Annotated in this window: 35 protein-coding genes; 30 read left to right on the top strand and 5 right to left on the bottom strand. The window is 40.2% G+C overall.

Going from position 1 to position 22,792, the window contains the following annotated elements; all coding sequences use genetic code 11:
• The first annotated feature begins 24 nt into the window (after positions 1–24).
• Both XEN7305_RS24685 and XEN7305_RS27115 read left to right on the top strand, forming a co-directional pair.
• Complete coding sequence (locus XEN7305_RS24685; RefSeq protein WP_006512277.1) at positions 25–960, top strand: DUF1796 family putative cysteine peptidase; 936 nt, start codon at positions 25–27, stop codon at positions 958–960.
• Positions 961–1,218: 258 nt separating this feature from the next.
• Positions 1,219–3,294: a SpoIIE family protein phosphatase gene (locus tag XEN7305_RS27115; RefSeq protein ID WP_006512278.1), complete on the top strand. Its 2,076-nt coding sequence runs from the start codon at positions 1,219–1,221 to the stop codon at positions 3,292–3,294.
• A 112-nt stretch (positions 3,295–3,406) separates the two neighbouring features.
• On the opposite strand, the gene XEN7305_RS24700 is transcribed toward XEN7305_RS27115, so the two are convergent.
• Positions 3,407–4,255 (bottom strand): DUF547 domain-containing protein, encoded by an 849-nt coding sequence (locus tag XEN7305_RS24700; RefSeq protein WP_006512279.1) that lies wholly within the window; start codon positions 4,253–4,255, stop codon positions 3,407–3,409.
• Positions 4,256–4,355: 100 nt separating this feature from the next.
• Here XEN7305_RS24700 and queC point away from each other — a divergent pair, with 100 nt between their 5' ends.
• The 3 genes from queC (at position 4,356) to XEN7305_RS24715 (ending at position 5,933) form a co-directional block, all read left to right on the top strand.
• The gene (queC, locus tag XEN7305_RS24705) at positions 4,356–5,033 is read left to right on the top strand and encodes a 7-cyano-7-deazaguanine synthase QueC (RefSeq protein ID WP_006512280.1); all 678 of its coding nucleotides are present in this window, start codon (positions 4,356–4,358) and stop codon (positions 5,031–5,033) included.
• A 231-nt stretch (positions 5,034–5,264) separates the two neighbouring features.
• Entirely contained in the window at positions 5,265–5,462 is a 198-nt protein-coding gene (locus XEN7305_RS24710; protein WP_006512281.1) for a caspase family protein, read from the top strand.
• Between the two features lie 123 nt (positions 5,463–5,585).
• A complete protein-coding gene (locus XEN7305_RS24715) occupies positions 5,586–5,933 on the top strand; it encodes a nucleotidyltransferase family protein (protein ID WP_238569044.1) in 348 nt (115 codons plus the stop codon).
• Between the two features lie 94 nt (positions 5,934–6,027).
• Here XEN7305_RS24715 and XEN7305_RS24720 read toward each other — a convergent pair whose 3' ends face one another.
• Both XEN7305_RS24720 and XEN7305_RS24725 read right to left on the bottom strand, forming a co-directional pair.
• Complete coding sequence (locus XEN7305_RS24720; RefSeq protein ID WP_006512283.1) at positions 6,028–6,453, bottom strand: type II toxin-antitoxin system VapC family toxin; 426 nt, start codon at positions 6,451–6,453, stop codon at positions 6,028–6,030.
• Complete coding sequence (locus XEN7305_RS24725) at positions 6,446–6,685, bottom strand: type II toxin-antitoxin system Phd/YefM family antitoxin (RefSeq protein WP_006512284.1); 240 nt, start codon at positions 6,683–6,685, stop codon at positions 6,446–6,448. Before XEN7305_RS24725 ends, XEN7305_RS24720 begins: the two co-directional genes overlap by 8 nt.
• Positions 6,686–6,861: 176 nt before the next feature.
• Here XEN7305_RS24725 and XEN7305_RS24730 point away from each other — a divergent pair, with 176 nt between their 5' ends.
• The 3 genes from XEN7305_RS24730 to XEN7305_RS24740 all read left to right on the top strand — a co-directional run bounded on the left by XEN7305_RS24730 (position 6,862) and on the right by XEN7305_RS24740 (position 9,092).
• Positions 6,862–7,194 carry a nucleotidyltransferase family protein gene (locus tag XEN7305_RS24730; RefSeq protein ID WP_006512285.1) on the top strand — a complete coding sequence of 111 codons (333 nt, stop codon included), beginning with the start codon at positions 6,862–6,864 and terminating at the stop codon, positions 7,192–7,194.
• The gene (locus XEN7305_RS24735; RefSeq protein WP_006512286.1) at positions 7,166–7,504 is read left to right on the top strand and encodes a DUF86 domain-containing protein; all 339 of its coding nucleotides are present in this window, start codon (positions 7,166–7,168) and stop codon (positions 7,502–7,504) included. Before XEN7305_RS24730 ends, XEN7305_RS24735 begins: the two co-directional genes overlap by 29 nt.
• A 205-nt stretch (positions 7,505–7,709) precedes the next feature.
• Complete coding sequence (locus XEN7305_RS24740; protein ID WP_006512287.1) at positions 7,710–9,092, top strand: 1-acyl-sn-glycerol-3-phosphate acyltransferase; 1,383 nt, start codon at positions 7,710–7,712, stop codon at positions 9,090–9,092.
• A 149-nt stretch (positions 9,093–9,241) separates the two neighbouring features.
• On the opposite strand, the gene XEN7305_RS24745 is transcribed toward XEN7305_RS24740, so the two are convergent.
• Both XEN7305_RS24745 and XEN7305_RS24750 read right to left on the bottom strand, forming a co-directional pair.
• The gene (locus XEN7305_RS24745) at positions 9,242–9,478 is read right to left on the bottom strand and encodes a hypothetical protein (RefSeq protein WP_006512288.1); all 237 of its coding nucleotides are present in this window, start codon (positions 9,476–9,478) and stop codon (positions 9,242–9,244) included.
• A 298-nt stretch (positions 9,479–9,776) separates the two neighbouring features.
• Entirely contained in the window at positions 9,777–11,048 is a 1,272-nt protein-coding gene (locus XEN7305_RS24750; RefSeq protein WP_040899567.1) for a pentapeptide repeat-containing protein, read from the bottom strand.
• Between the two features lie 485 nt (positions 11,049–11,533).
• Between XEN7305_RS24750 and rplC the strand changes: the two genes are divergently transcribed.
• The 22 genes from rplC (at position 11,534) to rpmJ (ending at position 22,767) form a co-directional block, all read left to right on the top strand.
• Entirely contained in the window at positions 11,534–12,178 is a 645-nt protein-coding gene (gene rplC / locus XEN7305_RS24755) for a 50S ribosomal protein L3 (RefSeq protein WP_006512290.1), read from the top strand.
• A 27-nt stretch (positions 12,179–12,205) separates the two neighbouring features.
• Entirely contained in the window at positions 12,206–12,838 is a 633-nt protein-coding gene (gene rplD / locus XEN7305_RS24760; protein WP_006512291.1) for a 50S ribosomal protein L4, read from the top strand.
• Positions 12,831–13,133 (top strand): 50S ribosomal protein L23, encoded by a 303-nt coding sequence (locus tag XEN7305_RS24765; RefSeq protein WP_040899529.1) that lies wholly within the window; start codon positions 12,831–12,833, stop codon positions 13,131–13,133. The genes rplD and XEN7305_RS24765 overlap by 8 nt, the downstream gene beginning before the upstream one ends.
• 60 nt (positions 13,134–13,193) lie before the next feature.
• Positions 13,194–14,018 (top strand): 50S ribosomal protein L2, encoded by an 825-nt coding sequence (gene rplB, locus XEN7305_RS24770; protein WP_006512293.1) that lies wholly within the window; start codon positions 13,194–13,196, stop codon positions 14,016–14,018.
• A 72-nt stretch (positions 14,019–14,090) separates the two neighbouring features.
• Positions 14,091–14,369 (top strand): 30S ribosomal protein S19, encoded by a 279-nt coding sequence (gene rpsS, locus XEN7305_RS24775; protein WP_006512294.1) that lies wholly within the window; start codon positions 14,091–14,093, stop codon positions 14,367–14,369.
• A 36-nt stretch (positions 14,370–14,405) separates the two neighbouring features.
• The gene (gene rplV / locus XEN7305_RS24780) at positions 14,406–14,765 is read left to right on the top strand and encodes a 50S ribosomal protein L22 (protein ID WP_006512295.1); all 360 of its coding nucleotides are present in this window, start codon (positions 14,406–14,408) and stop codon (positions 14,763–14,765) included.
• Between the two features lie 24 nt (positions 14,766–14,789).
• On the top strand, positions 14,790–15,509 hold the full coding sequence (gene rpsC / locus XEN7305_RS24785) for a 30S ribosomal protein S3 (RefSeq protein WP_006512296.1): 720 nt from the start codon (positions 14,790–14,792) through the stop codon (positions 15,507–15,509).
• 27 nt (positions 15,510–15,536) lie between these two features.
• The gene (gene rplP, locus XEN7305_RS24790; protein ID WP_006512297.1) at positions 15,537–15,956 is read left to right on the top strand and encodes a 50S ribosomal protein L16; all 420 of its coding nucleotides are present in this window, start codon (positions 15,537–15,539) and stop codon (positions 15,954–15,956) included.
• 4 nt (positions 15,957–15,960) lie between these two features.
• Positions 15,961–16,212 (top strand): 50S ribosomal protein L29, encoded by a 252-nt coding sequence (gene rpmC / locus XEN7305_RS24795; RefSeq protein ID WP_006512298.1) that lies wholly within the window; start codon positions 15,961–15,963, stop codon positions 16,210–16,212.
• A 15-nt stretch (positions 16,213–16,227) separates the two neighbouring features.
• Positions 16,228–16,476, top strand: coding sequence for a 30S ribosomal protein S17 (gene rpsQ / locus XEN7305_RS24800; RefSeq protein ID WP_006512299.1), 249 nt, complete (start codon positions 16,228–16,230; stop codon positions 16,474–16,476).
• A 26-nt stretch (positions 16,477–16,502) separates the two neighbouring features.
• Positions 16,503–16,871, top strand: a complete 369-nt coding sequence (gene rplN, locus XEN7305_RS24805; RefSeq protein WP_006512300.1) for a 50S ribosomal protein L14 — start codon at positions 16,503–16,505, stop codon at positions 16,869–16,871.
• Positions 16,871–17,215 carry a 50S ribosomal protein L24 gene (gene rplX, locus XEN7305_RS24810; protein WP_006512301.1) on the top strand — a complete coding sequence of 115 codons (345 nt, stop codon included), beginning with the start codon at positions 16,871–16,873 and terminating at the stop codon, positions 17,213–17,215. The genes rplN and rplX overlap by 1 nt, the downstream gene beginning before the upstream one ends.
• 59 nt (positions 17,216–17,274) lie before the next feature.
• Positions 17,275–17,820 carry a 50S ribosomal protein L5 gene (gene rplE, locus XEN7305_RS24815; protein ID WP_006512302.1) on the top strand — a complete coding sequence of 182 codons (546 nt, stop codon included), beginning with the start codon at positions 17,275–17,277 and terminating at the stop codon, positions 17,818–17,820.
• 33 nt (positions 17,821–17,853) lie between these two features.
• Positions 17,854–18,255 (top strand): 30S ribosomal protein S8, encoded by a 402-nt coding sequence (gene rpsH / locus XEN7305_RS24820; protein WP_006512303.1) that lies wholly within the window; start codon positions 17,854–17,856, stop codon positions 18,253–18,255.
• A gap of 18 nt (positions 18,256–18,273) precedes the next feature.
• Positions 18,274–18,810, top strand: a complete 537-nt coding sequence (gene rplF / locus XEN7305_RS24825; protein WP_006512304.1) for a 50S ribosomal protein L6 — start codon at positions 18,274–18,276, stop codon at positions 18,808–18,810.
• 5 nt (positions 18,811–18,815) lie between these two features.
• Positions 18,816–19,178 (top strand): 50S ribosomal protein L18, encoded by a 363-nt coding sequence (gene rplR / locus XEN7305_RS24830; protein ID WP_006512305.1) that lies wholly within the window; start codon positions 18,816–18,818, stop codon positions 19,176–19,178.
• 28 nt (positions 19,179–19,206) lie between these two features.
• Complete coding sequence (gene rpsE, locus XEN7305_RS24835) at positions 19,207–19,734, top strand: 30S ribosomal protein S5 (protein ID WP_006512306.1); 528 nt, start codon at positions 19,207–19,209, stop codon at positions 19,732–19,734.
• Between the two features lie 26 nt (positions 19,735–19,760).
• Entirely contained in the window at positions 19,761–20,210 is a 450-nt protein-coding gene (rplO, locus tag XEN7305_RS24840) for a 50S ribosomal protein L15 (RefSeq protein WP_006512307.1), read from the top strand.
• A 122-nt stretch (positions 20,211–20,332) separates the two neighbouring features.
• Complete coding sequence (gene secY / locus XEN7305_RS24845) at positions 20,333–21,655, top strand: preprotein translocase subunit SecY (RefSeq protein WP_006512308.1); 1,323 nt, start codon at positions 20,333–20,335, stop codon at positions 21,653–21,655.
• A 65-nt stretch (positions 21,656–21,720) separates the two neighbouring features.
• Complete coding sequence (locus XEN7305_RS24850; protein ID WP_006512309.1) at positions 21,721–22,278, top strand: adenylate kinase; 558 nt, start codon at positions 21,721–21,723, stop codon at positions 22,276–22,278.
• Positions 22,279–22,309: 31 nt separating this feature from the next.
• On the top strand, positions 22,310–22,534 hold the full coding sequence (gene infA / locus XEN7305_RS24855; protein WP_006512310.1) for a translation initiation factor IF-1: 225 nt from the start codon (positions 22,310–22,312) through the stop codon (positions 22,532–22,534).
• A gap of 119 nt (positions 22,535–22,653) precedes the next feature.
• Positions 22,654–22,767, top strand: coding sequence for a 50S ribosomal protein L36 (gene rpmJ / locus XEN7305_RS27965; RefSeq protein WP_071590601.1), 114 nt, complete (start codon positions 22,654–22,656; stop codon positions 22,765–22,767).
• The last annotated feature ends 25 nt before the right edge of the window (positions 22,768–22,792 follow it).

Here is a 22,792-nt window from a genome sequence, read left to right on the forward strand (position 1 = left end):
ATCAGTTAAGGCAAATTTAACATTATGAGTTTAGTAAAAAATAAGCTGCAAAATCCCCAGAAATTAGATAATGAACAACTATCTATTGATTATTTACTTGAACAAATTAAAGAAAAGCCCAAAAAAAAATCTCTTTATTGGCAACTAGTGAAACTTGTTTCAAGAAAAAAATTTGATATTTCAGATCATGAGTTGTGGCAATTAAAAAGTTTAGATAATTTTGCACCAAATAATGAATTAGACTGGTTGGCTAATTATGCGATTTATAATGTCGAAACTAGAATTAATAATCACCGAGAGTTATCTAAACATAATTGTAAAATTGTTTCTCTTGGTTCTAATTGTATGTCTAGGACAATACCTACAAGATGGGGTCTTAAGTTATCCAAAAGCATGGGAGAACTGACTCATCCTTTTGATTTATCAATTCATCCCTATAACTCAGTTTGTCAAGTAATAGAAAATGAGTTTCAAGATTACTTAGATCCTATATTGCTTAAAAAAAATCATAATGGGGTTCCGAAACACAAGAAATATCAAATAGTTTTTAATCATGAAAGAGATAGTTATTTCTCTCAAAATAATTTTAGACAACTGATCAAAATCTATGAGGCAAGAATTAAGAATTTTTATCATGATGTTAACAAGTATTCGATAATTTTTTTATACTTCAACAAGCCTAAAGAAAATATTTTTCCTCTGGAGCTTGCTAAAATTATTCAAAATAAGTTTAAAGAGGTTAATCATAAGTTATTGTATATAAACACCGGAGAAAAAAATTTCGGTCCCGATGATTCTCAATTTCCAGAAAACTTAATAGCCAAGCACATTCGGTTGCCCTCCGAAGATTATAATTGGTCACAACCACAACATTATGCGACAGAGCCAGGAAAGAATTTTGAACTGAGTATTATTGAGGCCATTAAGCAGGTACTTATTGACTATTTTCCTAAAAATTAACTTGACTAGTCTCTCTGCGCAGAAGTCAAGAGTCAAGAGTCAAGAGTCAAGAGTCAAGAGTCAAGAGTCAAGAGTCAAAAGTTTTTAATCTCAATCTTTTGATATGTTTGATATAGTGGCTTTATTTATGACTACATCTACTAGGCTTGGTCAAAACTCTGTCAAATTAAGGTAGCAGTTGAACTGTAAGGAACATTGGATTCTACTATAATCTTAAGTGATACTATATAATACATTTTAATTGTGCTGCTCATATAAATGAATTTGTCCATAACCAAAAAAGCGCCGATAATTTTAATAGCAGATGATGAAATATCGACCAGAAGATTATTACGCTTGATTTTAAACAAAGAAGGCTATCAAGTTATCGAGACAGAAAATGGTCAGGATTGTTTAAATGCCTTTAATCTATATCAACCAGAAATAGTGCTTCTTGATGCCATAATGCCTATTATGGATGGTTTTACTTGTTGTCGGAAACTAAACCAAATTCAATCCCGGAGAGCTTTTGCTTCTGATAGCTTTCAGCAAATCCCCATATTAATGATTACAGGATTAGATGATCGAAAATCTGTAGATCTGGCCTTTGAGGCAGGGGCCATAGACTATATTACAAAACCTCTTCATCGGGATGTTTTGCGTCAGCGTTTGCGCTATCTCTTGGAGGCAAAATGGGCGCAAGAGGCACTGAGAGAAAAAGAACAAAAATATCGCTTGGTGGTTAACAATCTTCGCGAAGGTATTTTTCAACTAGATCTCGAAGATAATCTCACATTTCTCAATCCTGCTTGGCAAGAAATTACTGGGTTTTCTGTTGAAGAAAGTCTAGGACAAAAGCTCTCAACATTTATTCATGACGAGTACATCTTAGTTTATCAAAACTATCTCAAGTTATTACTTACCCAGAATCAACCAGAATGCAGTTTTGAGCTCCAGTACCATAGTCAAAATGGCGATGTAGGCTGGATAAAAATTTATGCTTGTCCGATTCAAGACAGCGACCGCAATATAATTGGTATCTCAGGGACAATTAACAATATCACCAAGCAAAAACTTAGAGAAATCTATCAAAAAGTTGATTATCAAACCACCAAGGTACTGGCCGAATCTTTAAGTATTAAAGATGCTATCACCAATATCATTCAAATTATTTGTAATAATTTAGGTTGGCAATTAGGAGAGTTTTGGAAATTTAAGGTACAGGATAATTGCCTTTCTCCAATAACTTCTTGGTCTTTTCCTGGGGATAAATTAACTCACTTTATTCGAGATAGTTCGGAAATATCTTTCTTGTCTGGTCAGAGTTTAGTTGGCACTGTTTGGGAGACAGAAAATTCTTTATGGATAGATGAGTTGATAGAACATCCTATTTTTCTGCGAACTGACTTGTCACAGCAGGCTGATTTAGTGACCAGTTTTGGTTTTTTAGTATTTCATGGTTTAGAGAAATTGGGAATAATTACTTTATTTTGCAACAAAAAAAAGCAAGAAGATCCAGAATTACTTAGACTAATGACAACTCTTGGTAGTCAAATTGGTCAATTTATTAAACGCAAACAAGCTGAAATTAAACTCCAACAACAAAATAAACTTTTACAATCAGAATTAAAGCAAGCGGGAAAATATGTAATCTCTTTATTGCCAAGTCCTTTACAAGATAAAGTGCAAATTCAACATTTATTTATTCCTTCAATTGATTTGGGTGGAGATATTTTTGATTATTATTGGCTTGATGAACAAAAACTTGTAATTTATCTATTAGATGTTTCAGGGCATGGTGTAAGACCAGCTCTTTTATCGGTTTCAGTTCAGAACTTATTGCGATCGCAATCTCTTTCCAATATTGATTTTTCTGAACCAAATACAGTTGTTAGTGAGCTCAATCGCATGTTTCAGATGGATGAAAGGGGCGAGAATTATTTTACTATTTGGTATGGGGTTTATGACATCTTAGAACGAAAATTAGTTTATTGTTCTGCTGCTCATCCTCCTGCTTTATTAATTTATCCACAGAAAAATAATCAGCTCAATACGCAACAATTATCTAATGAAAATATTCCCGTGGGGATGCTTAGTGAGTTTGAATTTGAGCAGTCTGTTTGTGATGTAAGACCAAATAGTAGTCTTTATCTTTTTAGTGATGGAGTTTATGAAATTGCCACATCGGAGAATAAAACTTGGGGAATTGATGCTTTATCTATAACTCTTGAGGAATATTATCAAAATAGTAGTCAGCCCCATTCTAATTTGAGCAGCCTTTTACAAAAAATTCAGCAAATTAATCCCCAAGAAAATTTTGGTGATGATTTTTCTTTAATTGAGATACATTTCTAAAGATTGAGATATCAAAATTAAAAGAGCCAATAGATTAATACTCATTACTCATTACTCATTACTCATTACTCATTACTTATTACTTATTACTTATCCCTCCTGCGCAGCTTCACTAACTTCCTTGTTGATTCAAAGACCAGTCATACTTTAAATAAGATATTTTGTATTTTCCCTGTTCTAGATATTGACTATCTTGAGAGTCTAAATATTGACTAATAAAATTGAGTACAGCTTTTTCTTTTCTATTTCCAGTAAACTTATCATTAATTCCATAACTTGCTATCCAATCCTGGCCGTACCATTTGAAAATAGAAGAAAGATAGACAATATTTTGGTTGCGATCTATTTTAAATCCTTGAGGACTAGTAAGAAATTTTCTAGTTTGCTCATCTAATTGTGAATCCAAATTTGCGGCAGTATAAGCTGCATTTCGCAAAATTGGGCAACTCATCGCTGCACAAACCAATGCCATGTGAATTCTTGGTTCATTGAAATCTTTTCTAATAATGTCATGTTCGATATTATCTAAAGTTTTCTCTTGCCCTGCGATCGCGAATTTGCGTCTGTTCCAAACCCCAGGAATATCTCTAATACTTTTTTTAAGAGGATTTTGCCCAATTATCGATTGAAGAGTCAAAGAATTATAAGCATTCAGCAAAAAAGCCAATCTTTCTGGCTGGCTCCAACTATTATAGGTTGCACTGCTCACTCCGGCTAAAGCCTGATTAAATTGCTCTAAGTCTTGGGGACTGGCTTGTAATTTTTGATAATCAACCAATCCGCGATCGCTAACATAGGTTTTCAATATTTCATTATAAATTTGATAATTAAAAGATGTTTGAGTTAGAAAAATACGAGGATTTTCAACTATCGTGCTTGACTCATAATTGGTCACATTGGCAAATACAGTTGTGGGCGTCACTATGGGCAAGAATAATAAGAGCAATAATATTTTTTTCATTGAGAATGATCAATAGAGAATAATGACATCTAAAAACTCTAAAATGAATATCAGTTGAACTAACTATGAGCCAACAATTAGAGCCCAATTAAAATTTTCTATGAACCAAAAAAAAGCAGTAGTATTACTCTCTGGAGGTTTAGATTCAGCGACAGTCGCCGCGATCGCAATTGCTGAAGGTTATGAAGTGATTGCCCTATCCTTTCGCTATGGTCAACGTCACCAAAAAGAATTGGCCGCAGCCCAAAAAATTGCTCATCTGCTGGAGATTAAAGAGCATGTGATTCTTGATGTTAATTTGTCTCAATGGGGTGGCTCGTCCTTAACCGATGCAACTATGGAAATTCCCCAAGATGGCATTGTCTCAGATATCATTCCCTCCACCTATGTTCCAGGACGCAATACAGTTTTTATCGCGATCGCTTTGGCCCTAGCAGAAGCTAAAAATGCCAGGACAATTTTTCTAGGAATTAACGCAGTGGACTATTCTGGATATCCTGATTGCCGTCCTGAATATCTAGCTGCCTATCAAAAATTAGCCAATCTCTCTTCAAAAGCTGCTATTGAAGGGCATAACATCCAATTGCAAGCGCCCTTAGTCAAGGACTCTAAAGTAGATATCGTAAAACGCGCCCTCGCTCTAGGAGTGCCTATCGAACATACTTGGTCTTGTTATCAGGGGCAAGAAGTTCCCTGTGGAGTATGTGATTCTTGCCGGATTAGAGATCGTGCCTTAATCGAAGCCGGAAGATCTGACTTGGCAACCCATCCAGCATAAGCAAAAAGGCTATTCTTTTTGGACTTAAATATAAGTTAATATGACGATCTATAAAAACGCCTTATCATTATCGTAGTTCTTATGTACAACGTCAGTTTGACGAATTTTCTTTTTGATTAAATTTCCCAAGTTGAACAACGAAGTAATAGGCTTTTCCCTAGCTCCCCAAATCCCTAAATCCCCAAGTCCTTATTCAGAACTAGTAAATTTTGTACTCATAGAACTCACGTTATGTACAAGATGATGAGTGAGTTTGAACGTAGCTTAGCTGTTGTCATTGGCATCAATAAATATCAGAATGGGATTGCTCGGTTACAAACTGCTGTTCCTGATGCGATCGCGATCGCGGAGATTCTCTTAAGAAAATATCAATATGAATTGATTAACCCTAAATTTTTCTCAGTAGTATTTCTCAGTAGTAATCTTTAAGCATCATGCCACTAAAGATCAACTAAAAACTCTTTTAAAAGAAGTTCTGCCTGACGAAATCAAATCCACTAAACGCGATCGCACAATACTTGTCTTATTAATAGCGCTATGGTTGAGATGTATATGATATGGATAACCAGCGATAGAATTGAACCCACGATGAAAGTTAAAAACGTAAAAATTCCGATCGCACAAATCAAAGAACTATGCCAGCTCTACCATATTAATAAATTTGCCTTATTTGGTTCGGTGCTGAGAGATGATTTTATGCCCAATAGTGATATAGATGTATTGGTAGAATTTCAAGTTGGGTATACACCTGGATTTTTTAAACTCCATCAAATTCAAGAAGAAATTTCCCAATTATTTGATGGGAGAAAAATTGATTTAGTTACTCCCAAATTTCTCAACTATCAGATACGAGATCAAATCTTAGATGAAATGGAAGTTTGCTATGTCGCAAAAGGATGAGCGAGTTTTTATTAAACACAAGCGATCGCCTTAAAGTCTATAATTTGCGATCGCACTAGACATGATATTACGCGATCGCGATTACGATAAGATATCAACATTTTTGACAATAAACATAACCATTCTCTCCATAACTAAGAATTTTAAGATCGCGTGTAAGCAAAGTTAAATCATTGAGTCTTGCCGTAGCCACAATCATTCTATCTGCGGGATCTCCGTGAAAACCTCCTGGCAAAAAGCTACTTTCAATTGCTACTTCTGGAGTAAGCAAAGATAGGTTAACACCAGGTTGAGCTAAACTTTCTTTTACCCACTGATTGATTGGCTTGGTCAAAGTGATTCGATTTTTCGAGACTAGCATCGATAACTCCCAAACTGAGATAGCGGGGACAAATACCTTTCCCTTACTTCCAGCTAAATTGATATAAGTAATTGTATCTGTCGATAATTCTGTTGACCCAGTGCATAGCCAAATCCAAGTATGAGTATCGAGTAGGATGCCTCGATCTAAATTAGACATCTACCTCCCAAACTTCCCCAATGCTTTCAACAATATCTCCATGAAATTCAACAGTATTAGCTAAACAACCGAATAAAGAATAGTTTTCGTCTTCAATAGGAGTAAGTTGAGCCATTGGCTTACCATGTTTAGTAATGGTTATTGGTTGTTTTGTTTGGTTAACGCGATCAATTAGTTTCAAACAATGGGTTTTAAATTCTCCTGCACCTACTTGTTCTCGATTTTGTGCCATTTTTAGTCATGGTTATATATCTATGGTCATAATTATTTTATCAATAAAGAATTTACATTGCATTTCATAGCTTATCCAGCGATCGCACCATAGATAATATTCCGCGACCCGCGAAGCGGATCTCTTTGAGATCACGAATTAGAGTTAAAATTCTCTTAGCTTCCTTAACTTCCAAGATGAAAGTAGAAAATATAGAAATCCCCCTAGAGAAGATCAAAACATTTTGCGCAAATTGGCAAATTATTGAATTTGCTTTCTTTGGTTCGGTTTTACGGGATGATTTTCGTCCCGATAGCGATATTGATGTCATGGTTCAATTTGATGCTAGTGCTCATCCTACCTTCTTAAATCTTGAGCAGATGGAAGCAGAGTTAAAAACTATTTTTCAAAGAGAAGTCGATCTAATTACTCGTCAAGGTATTGAATCCAGTCGTAACTATTTGCGCCGTCAAGAAATCCTATCCTCGGTTCAGGTGATTTATGCAAAGAGATCTTCAATTTCTGCTTGATATGTTGCAATCGGCGGAACTTATCATACAATACACCAATCAATGTTCAAAAGATGAATTTATTGAAAATATTCAACTTCAAGATTCAGTAATTAGAAGATTGTTAGTCATTGCTGAAGCCGCAAGAAGGGTTTCCGCAACAACTCGAACCACGTTATCCAATATTTCATGGCAAGAGATTAACGGAATGAGAAATCGCTTAGTTCATGAATACGATGATATTAACCTCAATATCGTTTGGGATGTTGTTCAAAATGAAATACCAATTTTGATTCAGCAGCTAAAGTTAATAGTTCCTTCTGATAAGTAAACAACTTTAGACTATGGAATAGAACGAACAATGAGTACTATTAACGATGTTTATTTGTTTAAGCAGATTACTCTATAGTGCGATCGCGCGACACTTATTTCAACCAGATTTGGTCAATCATTCTATAGAGAGATCTGACTTGGCAACCCATCTTGCGTAAGCTAAATTTAACTCCATTGTTCCTTTTATCTATCTGGGCGATCGCATGATTAATGTACAACCTTCATTGGAATTCATTCCTCCAGCCTATAATGACCTTGTTTGGCGAGGATCGCGATCGCTAGTCCCCTTTTGGTTGCGTTATACCCAGGGCATTACTGATGTCAGAGTAGATAATGCCGAAGAATTGATTGAACTCTATCGTCAGTTTGATCAGGGAAAAACCCGATTTTTAATTGCTTTTCGTCATCCTTCTACTATCGATCCTCCCTGTATCAGTCAGCTATTGTGGAACCTATTGCCCCAAATTGCCAAACAATCCGGGAACCCGCTAAACTTTCAGGTTCATACCCATTTTATCTACGATCGCGGGATTCCTCTCTGGGCAGGCCCGAAGGTGGGATGGCTGATCTCCCAGCTAGGAGGGACCCCCATTCGTCGAGGCACTTTAGATCGCCAAGGATTGCGATCAATTCGCGACTTATTTGTCAATGGTCAGTTTCCCCTCGCCGCCGCCCCAGAAGGTGCGACCAATGGCCATAATGAAATCATTAGTCCCCTCGAACCTGGGATTGCCCAATTCGGTTTCTGGTGCCAGGAGGATTTGCAAAAAGCTCAGATTGATGCGGACGTTGCGATCGCACCATTAGGAATTAGATATCATTTTTTTGAAGACCCTTGGCGATCTTTAGAAAAACTGTTGTCTCAACTCGAAGTTGACAGCGGACTAACAGAGCAAGCAAGCTCTAGTATGGGGTTAAGAAACGGGCATCCCTTAACATTAGAGCAAGAGAAACTATTTTACGGGCGACTTTCTCAACTAGCAGAACATTTACTATCATTGCTAGAAAAGTTTTACAGTCAGTTTTATCGGCAAACTCCTACCCCTGAAAATGAAGACTTGCCATCCCGCCTTCAAGCCTTATTGAACGCTGCTTTAAGTGTTACCGAACAAGCTTTTGCCGTCAAACCCAATGGAAATTTGAGCGATCGCTGCCGGCGAGTTGAACAGGCAGGTTGGGAGCGGATTTATCGTCAGGACTTAGCCGAATTGGATAGTCTTGCTCCCGCCGTTAAAGGCTTAGCAAATCTGGTTGCCTCGGAAGCTGAACTACGTCTTTGGCATATGCGACTAGTAGAAAACTTGGTTAGTGTTACGGGGAGATATGTGGCGGAAAAGCCTACCGCAGAACGCTTTGCTGATACTATTTTATTACTGTGGAAAATAGTAGCTCGCCTAAAAGGACAATCTAATCTGAAGCTGCCTTTTTTAGGAAACAAATGGGCACAGTTCACAGTAAAACAACCACTAATTATTGCTAATTATGGGGATGATTATAAGTCTAACCGCCGCCAAGCTATTGCTAATTTAACCCAGGATTTACAAACTTCATTGGAAGATGCAATTAGATCAAAAAACCCTGGCTGAATTTTGAAAATTTAACGGTAGCAATCCCAAATTAAGATTAAGGAAACATTCAGAGCAAAAGTTTCGGGATTTTGCCTAAGTAATTATACAATTCATACTAAGCAAAGTAGGACTGCTACCTATTAACAGGATCAGCCGTTATATAGTTGCTATACAAGCACCCTGCTGCGGGAGATTGATTTTTTTCTAGATGTTTTGGTTTTAAATTTCTTGGTTTGGTTTAGTGGACGTAAATCTTGAGTAATAGGGATTTTTTTAGGATTGCTAGCTCTCAATAACGCGACAATGCGCTGACAGGTTTTGTAACAACCAATAGTTGCTAATAGTTTGTTTTCCTCGTAAATACCCCAGCGATTGTTAGCTAGCTCTTGGGAATAGTAAGTCATTTTATTTTGTGTGGAGGTAAACGTTATAGAGTCATATGTATATTAAGGGCTGTACTTACTTAATTCTACAACCGTAAAAATACGTATTTTATGCATTTTCCTCAAAATACTCAGTGCTTTAACGGAAAACACGTAGTTTCCCCTGTCCGAATTTTCTCTTAAGTACTCCGAAATAATACGAGCTACTAAACAATATGATTTAAAGAATGATGCGATTCATTACAGGATATCTAATTTCTTTAACAATTGTCAATAATTAATTATCAAATACCCTAAAATCGTCCCCTAATCTTGTAATTTACCTTCCCAATTTATTGGGAATTCCTTGGCACCCCCCAGGAATTGTCTCCCGGCTTTTTTCGCCACACCAAGCACAAAGATAGTAGCGCTGTTCTTCATTAAGGCGTTTCACTTGCGATAAATTTGCCCTTTCTACCACCATTCCTGTATGTTCACCTGTTTTATAGTTAGGAATCGCGGTGCGAGTGCGAGGAGTTGCCGTGTCTGCTTCACCGTAAAACAAAATGGTGCCCTTGAGATCTGCATCTTCGAGATTCGCTTCGTATAAGACTGTACGAGAGAGATTGGCCTTGACCAAATCAGTTTGAGAAAGATTGGTTCTCACCATATTGGCATTGCTCAAATCAGTCCAACGCAAATCCTGACCGGATAAATCTGTTCCCGCCAGGATTACTCCTAGATCAATCACTCTAATACCATGAAGCCGATCTTCGGCATAACCTCCAGTGCCATCAAGCATTGGTCTCCCAAGACGACTATCTCGCTGAAGCGGAGTTAATAATCGAGACTGGGATAAAAAACGCAGAATCTTGGCTTTGCCAGCAGAATCAACACTTGACAGGATGGCGGCAGTTCGGCCTTCTGCGATCGCTCTTTCTTGGGGCCAATCTTCGAGTAAACCTTCCTCATTAATCGTCAGGTCAGAAATTCCCTGAAAGTAAGCATCAATAGTTTGTTGCTGGGTAATCAGATTTTGTTGAATAGTCAAATCTCTGGAGATAATATACTGGGCCCAAGCGACATAAACTGCGAGAATTGCGATCGAGATTTGGCCTAAGGCTCCGACCCATTCTGCCCAAGAACCAAATTCATCATATTTAAAATTGTTTAACCAATTGCCAATACTGACATAAAACCCCAAATATTTGAGCAATACTGCGATCGCCAGAGCAAAACTAATAAAGGCTAAAAGATTTCTTTTTTCTGAAGGTGTGAGGAATCTGGCAATTAAGCCTCTAATAGAATTAATTACAACCCCCAGAGAAAGCAATAAAGCTCCCATAGCTCCTAAAATAGCTAGAAAAGCAATCCTCGACCATAATCCGATTCCCATAACAACTAAAGAAATCAGGAGCATTTGGGATTTAGTCAAGGGCATCTTGAAGGTAGAAATTTTTGTTACCAGAGGGTTAATCAGAGTATAAATAGTATTGGGCTTATAGCTGAGCGATGAGTTCTCAATTTCAACCTGAGCATTCTGGCCATCTTGATTGCCGTCTGGGATGAGATTTTCTGGATTAGAATTAGACTTGGTTGGTTGCTCTGTCATTGATTTTAGAACATTGACTCTGACATAAAACTGACGATCAACAGTCATTATAATTTAGTCGATAAAAAAAATTGGAGAAAATCGCAATCATCATGTACAATTTATGATTGTGGCTAAATAAATTTATTGTCTGCTCGGACAATAGTAAAGTTTCCTAACTTTATTCGAGTTACTGAGCAACCATTAATGTTTTCTGCCTGCTTCCTTGGATACTGAAGGGAATTTACCTTTAAGTCTAGAAGAGCCCAGGCAAATATAAAGACCTCAGCTCAAGCAACATCTGTTCCGTCGGGTTGTTAGGTCATAACTTTTAGAAAACAAAACCATATATTAAGTAGCTACCCATGTTGTTTTGGTAGACATTTCTTGTGTCTTCAATAGGCAGCATGACCATCTAAACTGTTGCTAATTAATAAAAAAGTAACAGTTTAACATGCGGCTGCGATCTTATTTAATGTTCTTTAGCGAAAAAGGGGTTAACATCTGTGTCTGTCGGCATACTGGGAACCAAACTAGGCATGACCCAAATCTTTAACCAAGAAACGGGAACTGCTATTCCCGTAACTGTGGTTCAAGCTGGTCCTTGTACTATTACCCAAATCAAAACCCAAGAAACTGACGGCTACTGCTCCGTTCAGATTGGCTACCAAGAAGTCAAAGAAAAAGCTCTCTCTAAGCCAGAATTGGGCCATTTGAAGAAAGCTTCGGCTTCTCCGCTGCGTCATCTCAAGGAATACCGCACTAACGATGTTGCGAACTTTGAATTAGGTCAAGCACTAGGTGCCAGCTTATTTGATGCCGGAGCCATTGTTGATATCAGTGGGAAGACTATTGGCCGTGGTTTTGCTGGATACCAAAAACGCCATAACTTCAAAAGAGGTCAAATGGCTCATGGTTCCAAAAATCATCGTGCCCCAGGCTCTACTGGTGCTGGTACTACTCCGGGACGTGTTTATCCTGGGAAAAAGATGGCCGGGCGCTACGGCGGTAAACAAGTTACGATTCGCAAGCTAGAAGTTGTTCAAATAGATGCTGAGCGCAACTTGCTCCTAATCAAAGGGGCAGTCCCTGGAAAGCCAGGGGCTTTATTGAGTATTACTCCCGCCAATATTGTCGGAGCTAAAAAATAAGCTGTTATCAACCAGTAACAAGTGACCATGGTGAATTGTGTAGTTAAAAATTGGCAAGGGGAACAAGTCTCAGAGGCCTCCCTGGAGCTAAAAGTAGCAAAAGAAGAAAATGCTAATCATATTGTCCACCGGGCATTAGTTAGACAAATGGCTAAAGCTCGTCAAGGCACAGCTTCCTCTAAAACTAGAGCTGAAGTTCGAGGTGGTGGACGCAAGCCTTGGAGACAAAAAGGAACTGGACGGGCTCGTGCCGGTTCGATTCGTTCTCCTCTCTGGCGTGGTGGTGGTGTGATCTTTGGTCCTAAACCCAGAGACTACGACCTCAAAATGAATAAAAAAGAGCGGCGTCTGGCATTGAGAACTGCCTTCAGTAGTTGCTTAGAAAATGCGGTAGTAGTAGAGAATTTTGCTGAAGAGATTGCTCGTCCCAAAACCAAGGAGATAATTTCTGCTTTGGAAAGATGGAAAGTAGATCCCAATCAAAAAGTGTTACTGATAGTCACAGAAATTACCGAAAATCTGAATCTATCCACCCGCAATATTCCCAACGTAAAGCTACTCAAGGCAAGCAACTTGAATGTCTACGATTTGCTCAATGCGCAGCAAGTTGTAGTAACCACAGATGCTTTGACCAAAATACAGGAGGTTTATGGTGACTGATTATAATCCAAGAGATCTCGCGGATCTGATCCTTAAGCCAATCGTTACCGAGAAGGCAACCTTGCAAATGGAAGAAAACAAATATGTTTTCGATGTTTTGCCCAAAGCGACCAAGCCGGAAATTAAAGCAGCTATTGAGAGTCTATTTGACGTTAAAGTCACTAGTGTGAATACTCTTAAGTTACCTCGCAAGCAACGTCGTGTAGGGAGATTTGTCGGTTACAAAGCTCAGTACAAAAGGGCGATCGTAACCTTACAGGAAGGAAATAGTATCGAACTATTCCCTGACGTGTAGAAAACAAACTTATTTAACCCGAAAACTAACGAGCTAGAATTAGCAATTACAATTTAAATTATGGGTACTCGTTCTTTTAGACCATTAACTCCTGGAACTCGGCAAGCGACAATTGCCGACTTTTCAGAAATCACCAAAAGTAAACCCGAAAAGTCCTTAACCAAGTTCAAGCATCGAGCGAAGGGACGGAATAATAGAGGGGTTATTACTAGCCGCCGTCGTGGTGGTGGTCATAAGCGTCGCTATCGGACTATTGATTTTAGAAGAGATAAGCTCAATATTCCCGCCACTGTAATCGCGATCGAATATGATCCCAACCGCAATGCCAGAATTGCCCTGGTGGAATATCAAGACGGAGAAAAACGTTATATCCTAGCTGCTGCTGGATTAACCGTCGGCACAGAAATTATTTCTGGGCCAGAGTCTCCTATTGAGATCGGTAATGCTTTACCTTTGAGCAATATTCCGTTAGGGGAAACGATTCATAATATAGAGCTTAGAGTTGGTAGAGGTGGTCAGATAGTAAGAGCTGCAGGAACTGCCGCCAAGCTTATGGCAAAAGAGGGCAACTATGTGACTATTGGTTTGCCGTCAAAAGAAGTCCGCATGGTTCGGAAAGAATGCTACGCCACTATTGGGCAAGTAGGCAACGCCGAAGTGAGAAACTTGAAGCTCGGCAAAGCAGGGAAAAGTCGTCATTTGGGGAGAAGACCTCAAGTTAGAGGGAGTGCCATGAACCCTTGTGATCACCCCCACGGTGGTGGCGAAGGAAGGGCTCCCATTGGCAGAAGTGGCCCTGTTACTCCTTGGGGTAAGCCGGCTTTGGGTCTAAAAACCCGTAAGAAGAAGAAAGCTAGCGATAAACTTATTGTTCGTCGTCGTTAATTTATACTTAAAGCTTTTTTTAGCGTAAATTTTGTTGCGCCTTAACTGATAACTGATAACTGATAACTGATTATGAGCCGTTCCTTAAAAAAAGGTCCTTTTGTTGCTGATAAACTGCTCAAAAAAATTGAGAAGTTGAATTCAGAAAACAAAAAGGAAGTCATAAAAACCTGGTCCCGTGCTTCTACTATTCTGCCTCAAATGGTTGGCCATACAGTAGCTGTTCATAATGGCCGTCAACATATTCCCGTGTTTATTTCCGATCAAATGGTTGGTCATAAGTTAGGGGAGTTTGCCCCGACTAGAACCTTTAGGAGTCATTCCAAAAGTGATAAAAAAGCTCGGCGATAGCAATATTTTAAAGATCCCAAGATCCCAAAAAGCATCATGACAGTAGATAAGACCAATGAAACAAAAGCGATCTCAAAATATATCCGCATGTCTCCTTTTAAAGTGAGAAGAGTGTTGGATCAAATTCGAGGTCGTCAATATCGAGAAGCTCTAATTATTCTCGAATTTATGCCTTACAAAGCCTGTGAACCAGTACTGAAAGTATTGCGCTCTGCTGTGGCTAACGCAGAACATAATGCGGGATTGGACCCTGCGAGCTTGGTTATTAGTCAAGCTTTTGCTGATGGAGGTCCTGTTTTAAAACGTTATCGCCCCAGAGCGCAGGGTCGAGCTTATCAAATTCGTAAGCCGACCTGTCATATTACTGTCGCGGTTGCTCCGGAAGTGACCGAATAAGCTGTTGTATTCAGAGGAAATATAGTGGGTCAAAAAATACATCCAACTGGTTTTCGTTTAGGTATCACTCAAGAACACCAGTCTTGTTGGTACGCCGATACCAAAAATTACCCCCAACTGCTACAAGAGGATCGATTAATAAGAGACTATGTAGCCAAGGGTTTAAGTAACGCAGGAATCTCCCAAGTTAAGATTGAGCGTAAAGCTGATCAAATTGACTTGGCAATCCATACCGCTCGTCCTGGGGTCGTTGTCGGGCGTGGTGGTGCGGGGATCGAAAAGCTGCGTACTGAGTTGCAAGACACAGTGGGCAATAATCGCCAAATAAGGATTAATGTCATTGAGGTTGCTCGAGTTGATGCCGATGCTACTTTGATTGCTGAATATATCACTCAACAGCTAGAACGTCGTGTTTCTTTCCGTAGAGTAGTCCGCCAAGCAATCCAAAGAGCTCAAAGAGCCGAGGTTCAAGGCATTAAAATTCAGGTAAGCGGTCGACTTAATGGAGCGGAGATTGCCCGCACGGAATGGGTTCGTGAAGGTAGGGTGCCATTACATACTTTAAGAGCAAACATCGATTACTCTTATCGGACGGCGCTGACCATTTACGGAATTTTGGGCGTCAAGGTTTGGATCTTTAAAGGAGAAGTTATTCCTGGACAAGAAGAAACCGCTGTTGCAACTCCTGCGAAAACACCCCGCCGTAATCGTCGTCGTCAGAAATTTGATGACCGTTCGGAATGATAACCAGTAGTTAGCAAAGGAGTAACTATGCTAAGTCCTAGAAGAACAAAATTTCGCAAACAACAACGGGGACGAATGAGAGGGTTAGCCCATAGAGGTAGCACTCTTAACTTTGGTGACTATGCTCTTCAAGCAACTGAACCTTCTTGGATTACCTCCCGTCAGATTGAAGCAGCTAGACGAGCTATGACTCGCTACGTTAAACGGGGTGGGAAAATCTGGATTCGGGTCTTCCCAGACAAGCCGGTGACCATGAGAGCAGCCGAAACTCGCATGGGTTCTGGTAAAGGTTCTCCTGAATATTGGGTGGCTGTAGTTAAGCCTGGAAGAATTATGTTTGAAATGGCAGGGGTCTCAGAAACCATAGCAAGAGAAGCCATGCGCTTAGCTGCTCAAAAGCTGCCTATAAAAACTAAATTTATTACTCGTGATGAGGAGTATACGTAAGATTATGGCTTTACCTAAAATTGATGAGGTAAGAAATCTTAGCGATGAAGAATTAGCAGCAGAAGTGCTGGCAGTTAAGCGGGAACTATTTCAACTAAGACTAGAAGAAGCTACTCGTCGCTTAGAAAAACCTCATATGTTTAAGCATACTAAACATCGTCTCTCTCAACTGTTAACTGTAGAAAGGGAACGTCAGTTGCTTAGTACTGAGACAACAACTGTTAGCTCAGAAACTCCATCTCCAGCAGAAGCGTAAAGATTAATTCAACATATGGCAGTTAAAGAAATTGTTGGCGAAGTCGTCAGTGACAAAATGAATAAAACCGTTGTGGTCGCTGTAGAAAATCGGACTCGCCATCCTAAATACAAGAAAACCGTTGTCCGCACCAAAAAGTATAAAGTCCATGATGAGGAAAATCAGTGCCATATTGGCGATCGCGTAAAAATTCGCGAAACCAGACCTCTCAGTCGGACTAAATGTTGGACTGTGGCCCAAATCATTGACAAGAAAAATTCTTAACTTTTATTTAGATCAATCTAACCACCGTGATACAACAACAGACTTATCTTAATGTTGCCGATAATAGCGGAGCTCGTAAACTAATGTGCTTACGAGTGCTGGGTAAAGGTAACTGTCCCTATGGTCACATTGGTGATGTAATTGTCGCTGTAGTCAAAGATGCCCTCCCTAACATGGCAGTTAAAAAATCTGACGTTGTTAGAGCTGTGATTGTTCGGACGAAACAAGCAGTGAACCGCGAAAGTGGCATGAGCATTCGTTTTGACGATAATGCAGCTGTGATTATAAATCCTGACAACAATCCTCGGGGTACTAGGGTTTTTGGCCCGGTGGCACGAGAGTTACGAGATAAAAACTTTACTAAAATTGTTTCTCTAGCTCCGGAGGTAATCTAATGGCTCAGAAAACTACTAGCAAACGACATAACATGCATGTCAAGAAAGGAGATAACGTACAGGTTATTTCTGGCCGAGATAAAGGCAAAGTGGGAGAGATTCTCCAGGTTTTGCCTAAATCCAGCAAAGTAGTCGTTAAAGGGGTTAACATCCGCACTAAGCATGTGAAGCCTCAGCAAGAGGGGGAGTCAGGTCAGATAAGTACCTTCGAAGCTCCTGTCCATAGTTCTAATGTAATGCTCTACTCCGAAAAGGAGAAAGTTGCGAGCCGCGTCTGCTATACCTTTACGGATGATGGCAAAAAAGTACGCATGCTCAAAAAAACTGGAGAGATTATTGATTAATTACCAAAAATAAATTTAGTGATTTCCTGACCAAGCCCAGGAAATATAAGAAAAAGCTCATGGCAAAAAACCTCAAGGAAACTTATACAACAGAAATTGCTGGCAAGCTCAAAGAAGAGTTTGGTTATAGCAATATTCATCAAGTACCAAAAGTCGTTAAGGTAATTGTTAATCGTGGTTTAGGAGAAGCTTCTCAAAATGCTAAGGCATTGGAATCATCGATTCGCGAAATCTCAACTATCACAGGTCAAAAACCCGTGGTTACTAGAGCGAAAAAGGCGATCGCAGCTTTCAAGCTCCGTAAAGGAATGCCAGTTGGCGTGATGGTTACATTGCGAGGAGATCGGATGTACGCCTTCTTGGAGCGTTTGATTAACCTAGCTCTACCAAGGATTCGTGATTTTCGCGGAATTAGTGCCAAAAGCTTTGACGGACGGGGCAATTATAGCCTAGGGGTCAAAGAACAGCTCATCTTTCCTGAAATTGATTACGATACCATCGATCAAATTCGGGGTTTCGATATTTCCATCGTCACCACCGCCAATACCGATGAGGAGGGACGAGCCTTACTCAAGGAAATGGGAATGCCCTTCCGTACAAACTAAAACTATAGGATCGGGAGATAACAAAAGGTAATAATGGCAGCAAACGATACTATCTCAGATATGCTGACCCGCATTCGTAATGCCTGTATGGTCAAGCATCAACAAACTCAAGTACCTTCGACGAAAATGACCCGAAGCATTGCTAAAGTGCTTCAAGAAGAAGGTTTTATTGGTAATTACGAGGAAACAGGAGAAGGTGTTCACAAGTACCTCAGTATAGCCCTCAAATATCAAGGAAAAGGACGTCAGCCGGTAATTGGAACTCTCAAACGAGTTAGTAGACCGGGACTGCGCGTCTATTCCAAGCGCAAAGATATTCCCCGGGTCTTAGGGGGTATTGGGATTGCGATTGTTTCGACCTCTCATGGAGTAATGACAGATCGAGAAGCTCGTCGTCAAGGAGTTGGCGGAGAAATTCTTTGTTATGTCTGGTAATTTAAGGAGTAAATATTCATGTCACGCATTGGTAAGCGTCCGATACCAATCCCTTCTGGTATAACCGTAAACATCGAAGGTTCTCATGTCTCCGTAAAAGGACCGAAAGGAAGCTTAGAAAGAGACTTAGCCGATTTAATTTCGATAGAGCGGGTAGATGATCAACTAACAGTATCACCTAAAAATAACTCCCGTACTGCTCGTCAGTTACATGGCTTGTCCCGCACTTTGGTCGCTAATATGATTGAAGGTGTTTTTAAGGGTTTTGAAAAGCGCTTGCAGATTATTGGAGTTGGTTATCGAGCTCAAGCCCAGGGAAGTAAGTTGACCCTTAATGTCGGCTACAGTAAGCCTGTGGAAATGGAAATGCCTGCAGGAATTCAAGTTGCTGTAGAAAAGAATACTGATGTCATAGTAACGGGCATCGATAAAGAGGTAGTAGGTAATGTCTCTGCCAAGATCAGAGCCGTCAGACCTCCTGAACCCTATAAAGGTAAAGGAATCCGCTACCTTAATGAAGCAGTCAGACGTAAAGCAGGTAAAACAGGTAAATAATAACTATGAAGTTATCTCGCAAACAATCAGTGATCCGTCGTCATCGGCGAGTCCGCAAGAAGGTCAGTGGAACCCCCGATCGCCCTCGTTTGTGCGTTTTTCGTTCCCATAAGCATATTTATGCTCAAGTTATTGATGATGTAGCTCAAAATACAGTAGCTGCCGCATCGACATTAGATTCCGAGGTCAAGTCAGATCTCAAATCTACTAGCACCTGCGAAGCTTCCTCCGCTGTCGGCAAGCTAGTCGCCCAAAGAGCTTTAGAGAAAGGAGTCACTAAAGTTGTTTTTGACCGCGGTGGTAATCTTTATCATGGTAGGATTCAATCCCTAGCTGAAGCTGCTCGCGAAGCTGGTTTAGACTTTTAATTAATCCCTGACTCAAGTACGTAACATTATGGCAAAATCAAAATCGCGCAAAAAGAATCGCAGTAAGGAAAAAGAATCCAACTGGCAGGAAAGGGTAGTCCAGATCCGTCGAGTAAGTAAAGTGGTTAAAGGCGGAAAAAAGCTCAGCTTTCGTGCTATTGTCGTCGTTGGTAATGAGAAAGGACAAGTGGGAGTAGGAGTCGGCAAGGCTGCTGATGTTATTGGCGCTGTTCGTAAAGGTGTTGCGGACGCCAAAAAACAATTAGTAGAGGTTTCCTTGACTAAGTCTAACTCTATCAACCATGTTACTAACGGTATTGCTGGGGGAGCCAAAGTATTCATGCGCCCTGCTGCTCCTGGTACAGGGGTAATTGCTGGGGGGGCTGTACGCACGGTCCTTGAACTGGCTGGGGTGAAAAATATTCTGGCAAAACAGTTGGGTTCGAATAATCCCTTGAACAACGCTCGAGCGGCAGTCAACGCCTTAGGCAGTTTACGAACTCTGTCCCAAGTGGCTAAAGAAAGAGGGGTTGATATCGAGCGCCTATACGCTTAATTCGCTATATAGAGAGGAACATACGAATGAAATTACATGATATTGCCCCTCAAGAGGGCTCTAAAAGACGCAGAAGGCGTGTTGGTCGGGGGATTGCTGCCGGACAAGGTGCTAGCTGTGGTTTTGGGATGCGGGGGCAAAAATCTCGTTCTGGGACTGGCACTAAACCTGGTTTTGAAGGTGGTCAAATGCCCTTATACCGTCGCGTTCCCAAACTAAAACATTTCCCCCTAGTTAATCAAAAAACTTATACAATCGTTAATGTTAGCGCTTTAGGTTCTTTAGCAGCTAATACAGAAGTGACTTTAGAGTATTTGTTGGCTCAGGGCATCACCACAACCAAAGATGGTCCCTTAAAAATATTAGGGGATGGAGAACTAAATGTAGCTCTTAATGTTAAAGCTGCGGCCTTTACTAAAACTGCCCGCTCAAAAATTGAGGCTGCTGGTGGGAATTGTGAGGTGATTGGCAAATAAGCAAAACGCCACGGTTGGTTTATCATAAGTTACATGGTAAGACAAGATAAATCCCCATTGCCTAACTTATTAAACAGCTTATAAATTAATTGAAATGTATAAGAAATCACAGGTAGTCTTTTATGGTTAGAGATAAGACACCAACAGCACAGGAAACTTTTTTACAAATGGCTCAAGCAGCTGGACTGAGAGGTCGGTTGCTAATAACCATTGGTCTTTTGATCTTGGTTCGTTTAGGTATATTCATCCCTGTGCCAGGTATTGATCGGGCAAGCTTCGCTGAAGCAGTTCAAAATCTTCCGGTTCTAGGTTTTTTAGATATTTTTACTGGCGGTGGACTGTCTGCTCTCGGGATTTTTGCCTTAGGTATTTTACCTTTTATAAATGCTTCTATTATCATGCAGCTTCTGACGGCTGCTATTCCAGCTTTAGAAGATCTGCAAAAAAATGAGGGAGAGGCTGGGCGTCGCAAGATATCCCAGTATACCCGTTATGTGGCTCTGGCTTGGGCAATTTTACAAAGTCTAGGGCTGACAATCGGGCTGTTACGTCCTTATGCACTGAATCCTGGGTTCTGGTTTATTCCAGAAACAGTTCTGGCTTTGACTGCGGGCTCGATGTTCGTCATGTGGGTTTCCGAGTTGATCACAGAACGAGGTATTGGCAATGGGGCGTCTTTGTTGATTTTTATCAACATTGTGGCTACCTTGCCAAAGAATTTGGGGAATACTATCGAATTTGCCCAACAGGGTGGCAGAGAGGCTGTTGCTCAGGTTGTAATTTTGTTATTAGTTTTCCTGGTGACCATTGTAGGTATTGTTTTTGTCCAGGAGGGAACTAGAAGAATACCTATTATCTCGGCTCGTCGTCAGGTTGGAAAAAGACTTTATCGCGAAAGAACCAGCTATTTGCCTTTGAGGTTGAATCAAGGTGGAGTTATGCCGATTATTTTTGCGACAGCTGTGATTAGTTTGCCTACTTCTTTGGCTCAGTTTGCTGGAGGGGATAGTGGTTTTGGCCAGATTTTAGTCCAATTTGCCAATGCGGTGACTCCTCTGCGAGGTGAAATCAACTGGATAGCTATCGCATTTCAGTCATTGTTGATTCTATTTTTCAGTTATTTCTACGCCTCTTTGATCATGAATCCTGTAGACATGTCGCAAAACTTGAAAAAGATGGGAACATCTATTCCAGGTATTAGACCAGGTAAGGCCACGAGTAATTATCTAGAACAGGTCATGAATCGCTTGACTTTGTTGGGCGCGATTTTCTTGGCCGTTGTGGTGGCAATTCCTAGTTTGATTGAAGCTGCAACTAGAGTCCAAACTTTTAACGGTTTCGGCGCAACCTCATTGCTAATACTGGTCGGTGTGGCGATTGATACGGCGAAGCAGATTCAAACTTATGTCATCTCTCAGAGATATGAGGGGATGGTGAAAAAATAACAAAATGCGAAATTTAGCGGAATGCAATTTTTTCCTAAAGCTATGGTTACAACCACAATAAAACAGTGAAAAGATTAATTTTTTTGGGTCCTCCTGGGGCAGGTAAGGGAACGCAGGCTCTGATTTTGTCAGATCTTTATCAAATACCTCATATTTCTACTGGGGATATTCTCCGGGCTGCTGTTAAGGCGGAGACTCCCTTGGGCATTAAAGCTCGTAGTTATATGGATCAAGGGGAATTAGTTCCTGATGATTTGATTCTGGATTTGATCAAAGAGCGTTTACGTCAATCAGATACCAGGGGAGGCTGGATTCTTGATGGGTTTCCCCGTAATGTCAGCCAAGCGGCTTTCTTGGCAGAATTATTGCAAGAATTGCACCTAGCTGCTGATTGTGTCCTCAATCTAGAAGTCCCTGATGAGGTATTAGTCGAAAGACTATTATCCCGTAAACGGAAGGATGATAACGAAACTACAATCCGTCGCCGTCTAGAAGTTTACCATCAAGATACTGTGCCGGTGATTAGTTTTTATAGCGATTGCGGCATCTTAAAAGCAGTCAATGGTAATGATTCTCTAGAAGGTGTTACTACTGCTTTAAAAGCTATTATCGATCAAGCCTAAAGTTTGTAAGTAACCTCGGAGGATATTTCAATTGGCAAAACAAGATCTCATAGAAATGGAAGGGACGGTGACAGAATCGCTACCTAATGCCATGTTCCGGGTGGATTTGGAGAATGGTTTTAACGTTTTAGCCCATATTTCCGGCAAAATACGTCGAAACTATATCAAAATTCTACCAGGCGATCGCGTTAAGGTGGAATTAACCCCCTACGACCTAAGCAAAGGTAGAATCACTTATCGCCTTAAAAATCGATAAACCAAAAACAAAAGTTCATTAGATATTAGTCAGATATATCGAAGTATAATTTTGACTATTTTTGACATGATATCCGAAAACCATTATAATCATAAGCTTGCAGTGTTGCCCAAAAAGGGATGAAAGTTAGACCATCAGTAAAAAAAATGTGCGAAAAATGCCGTGTCATCCGTAGACGCGGTCGCGTTATGGTAATTTGTACCAACCCCAAACATAAACAGCGTCAGGGTTAACCCAGTAATTACCGTAATATTGCTC

The sequence above is a fragment of the Xenococcus sp. PCC 7305 genome, assembly GCF_000332055.1.
Classification (GTDB): Bacteria; Cyanobacteriota; Cyanobacteriia; order Cyanobacteriales; family Xenococcaceae; genus Xenococcus.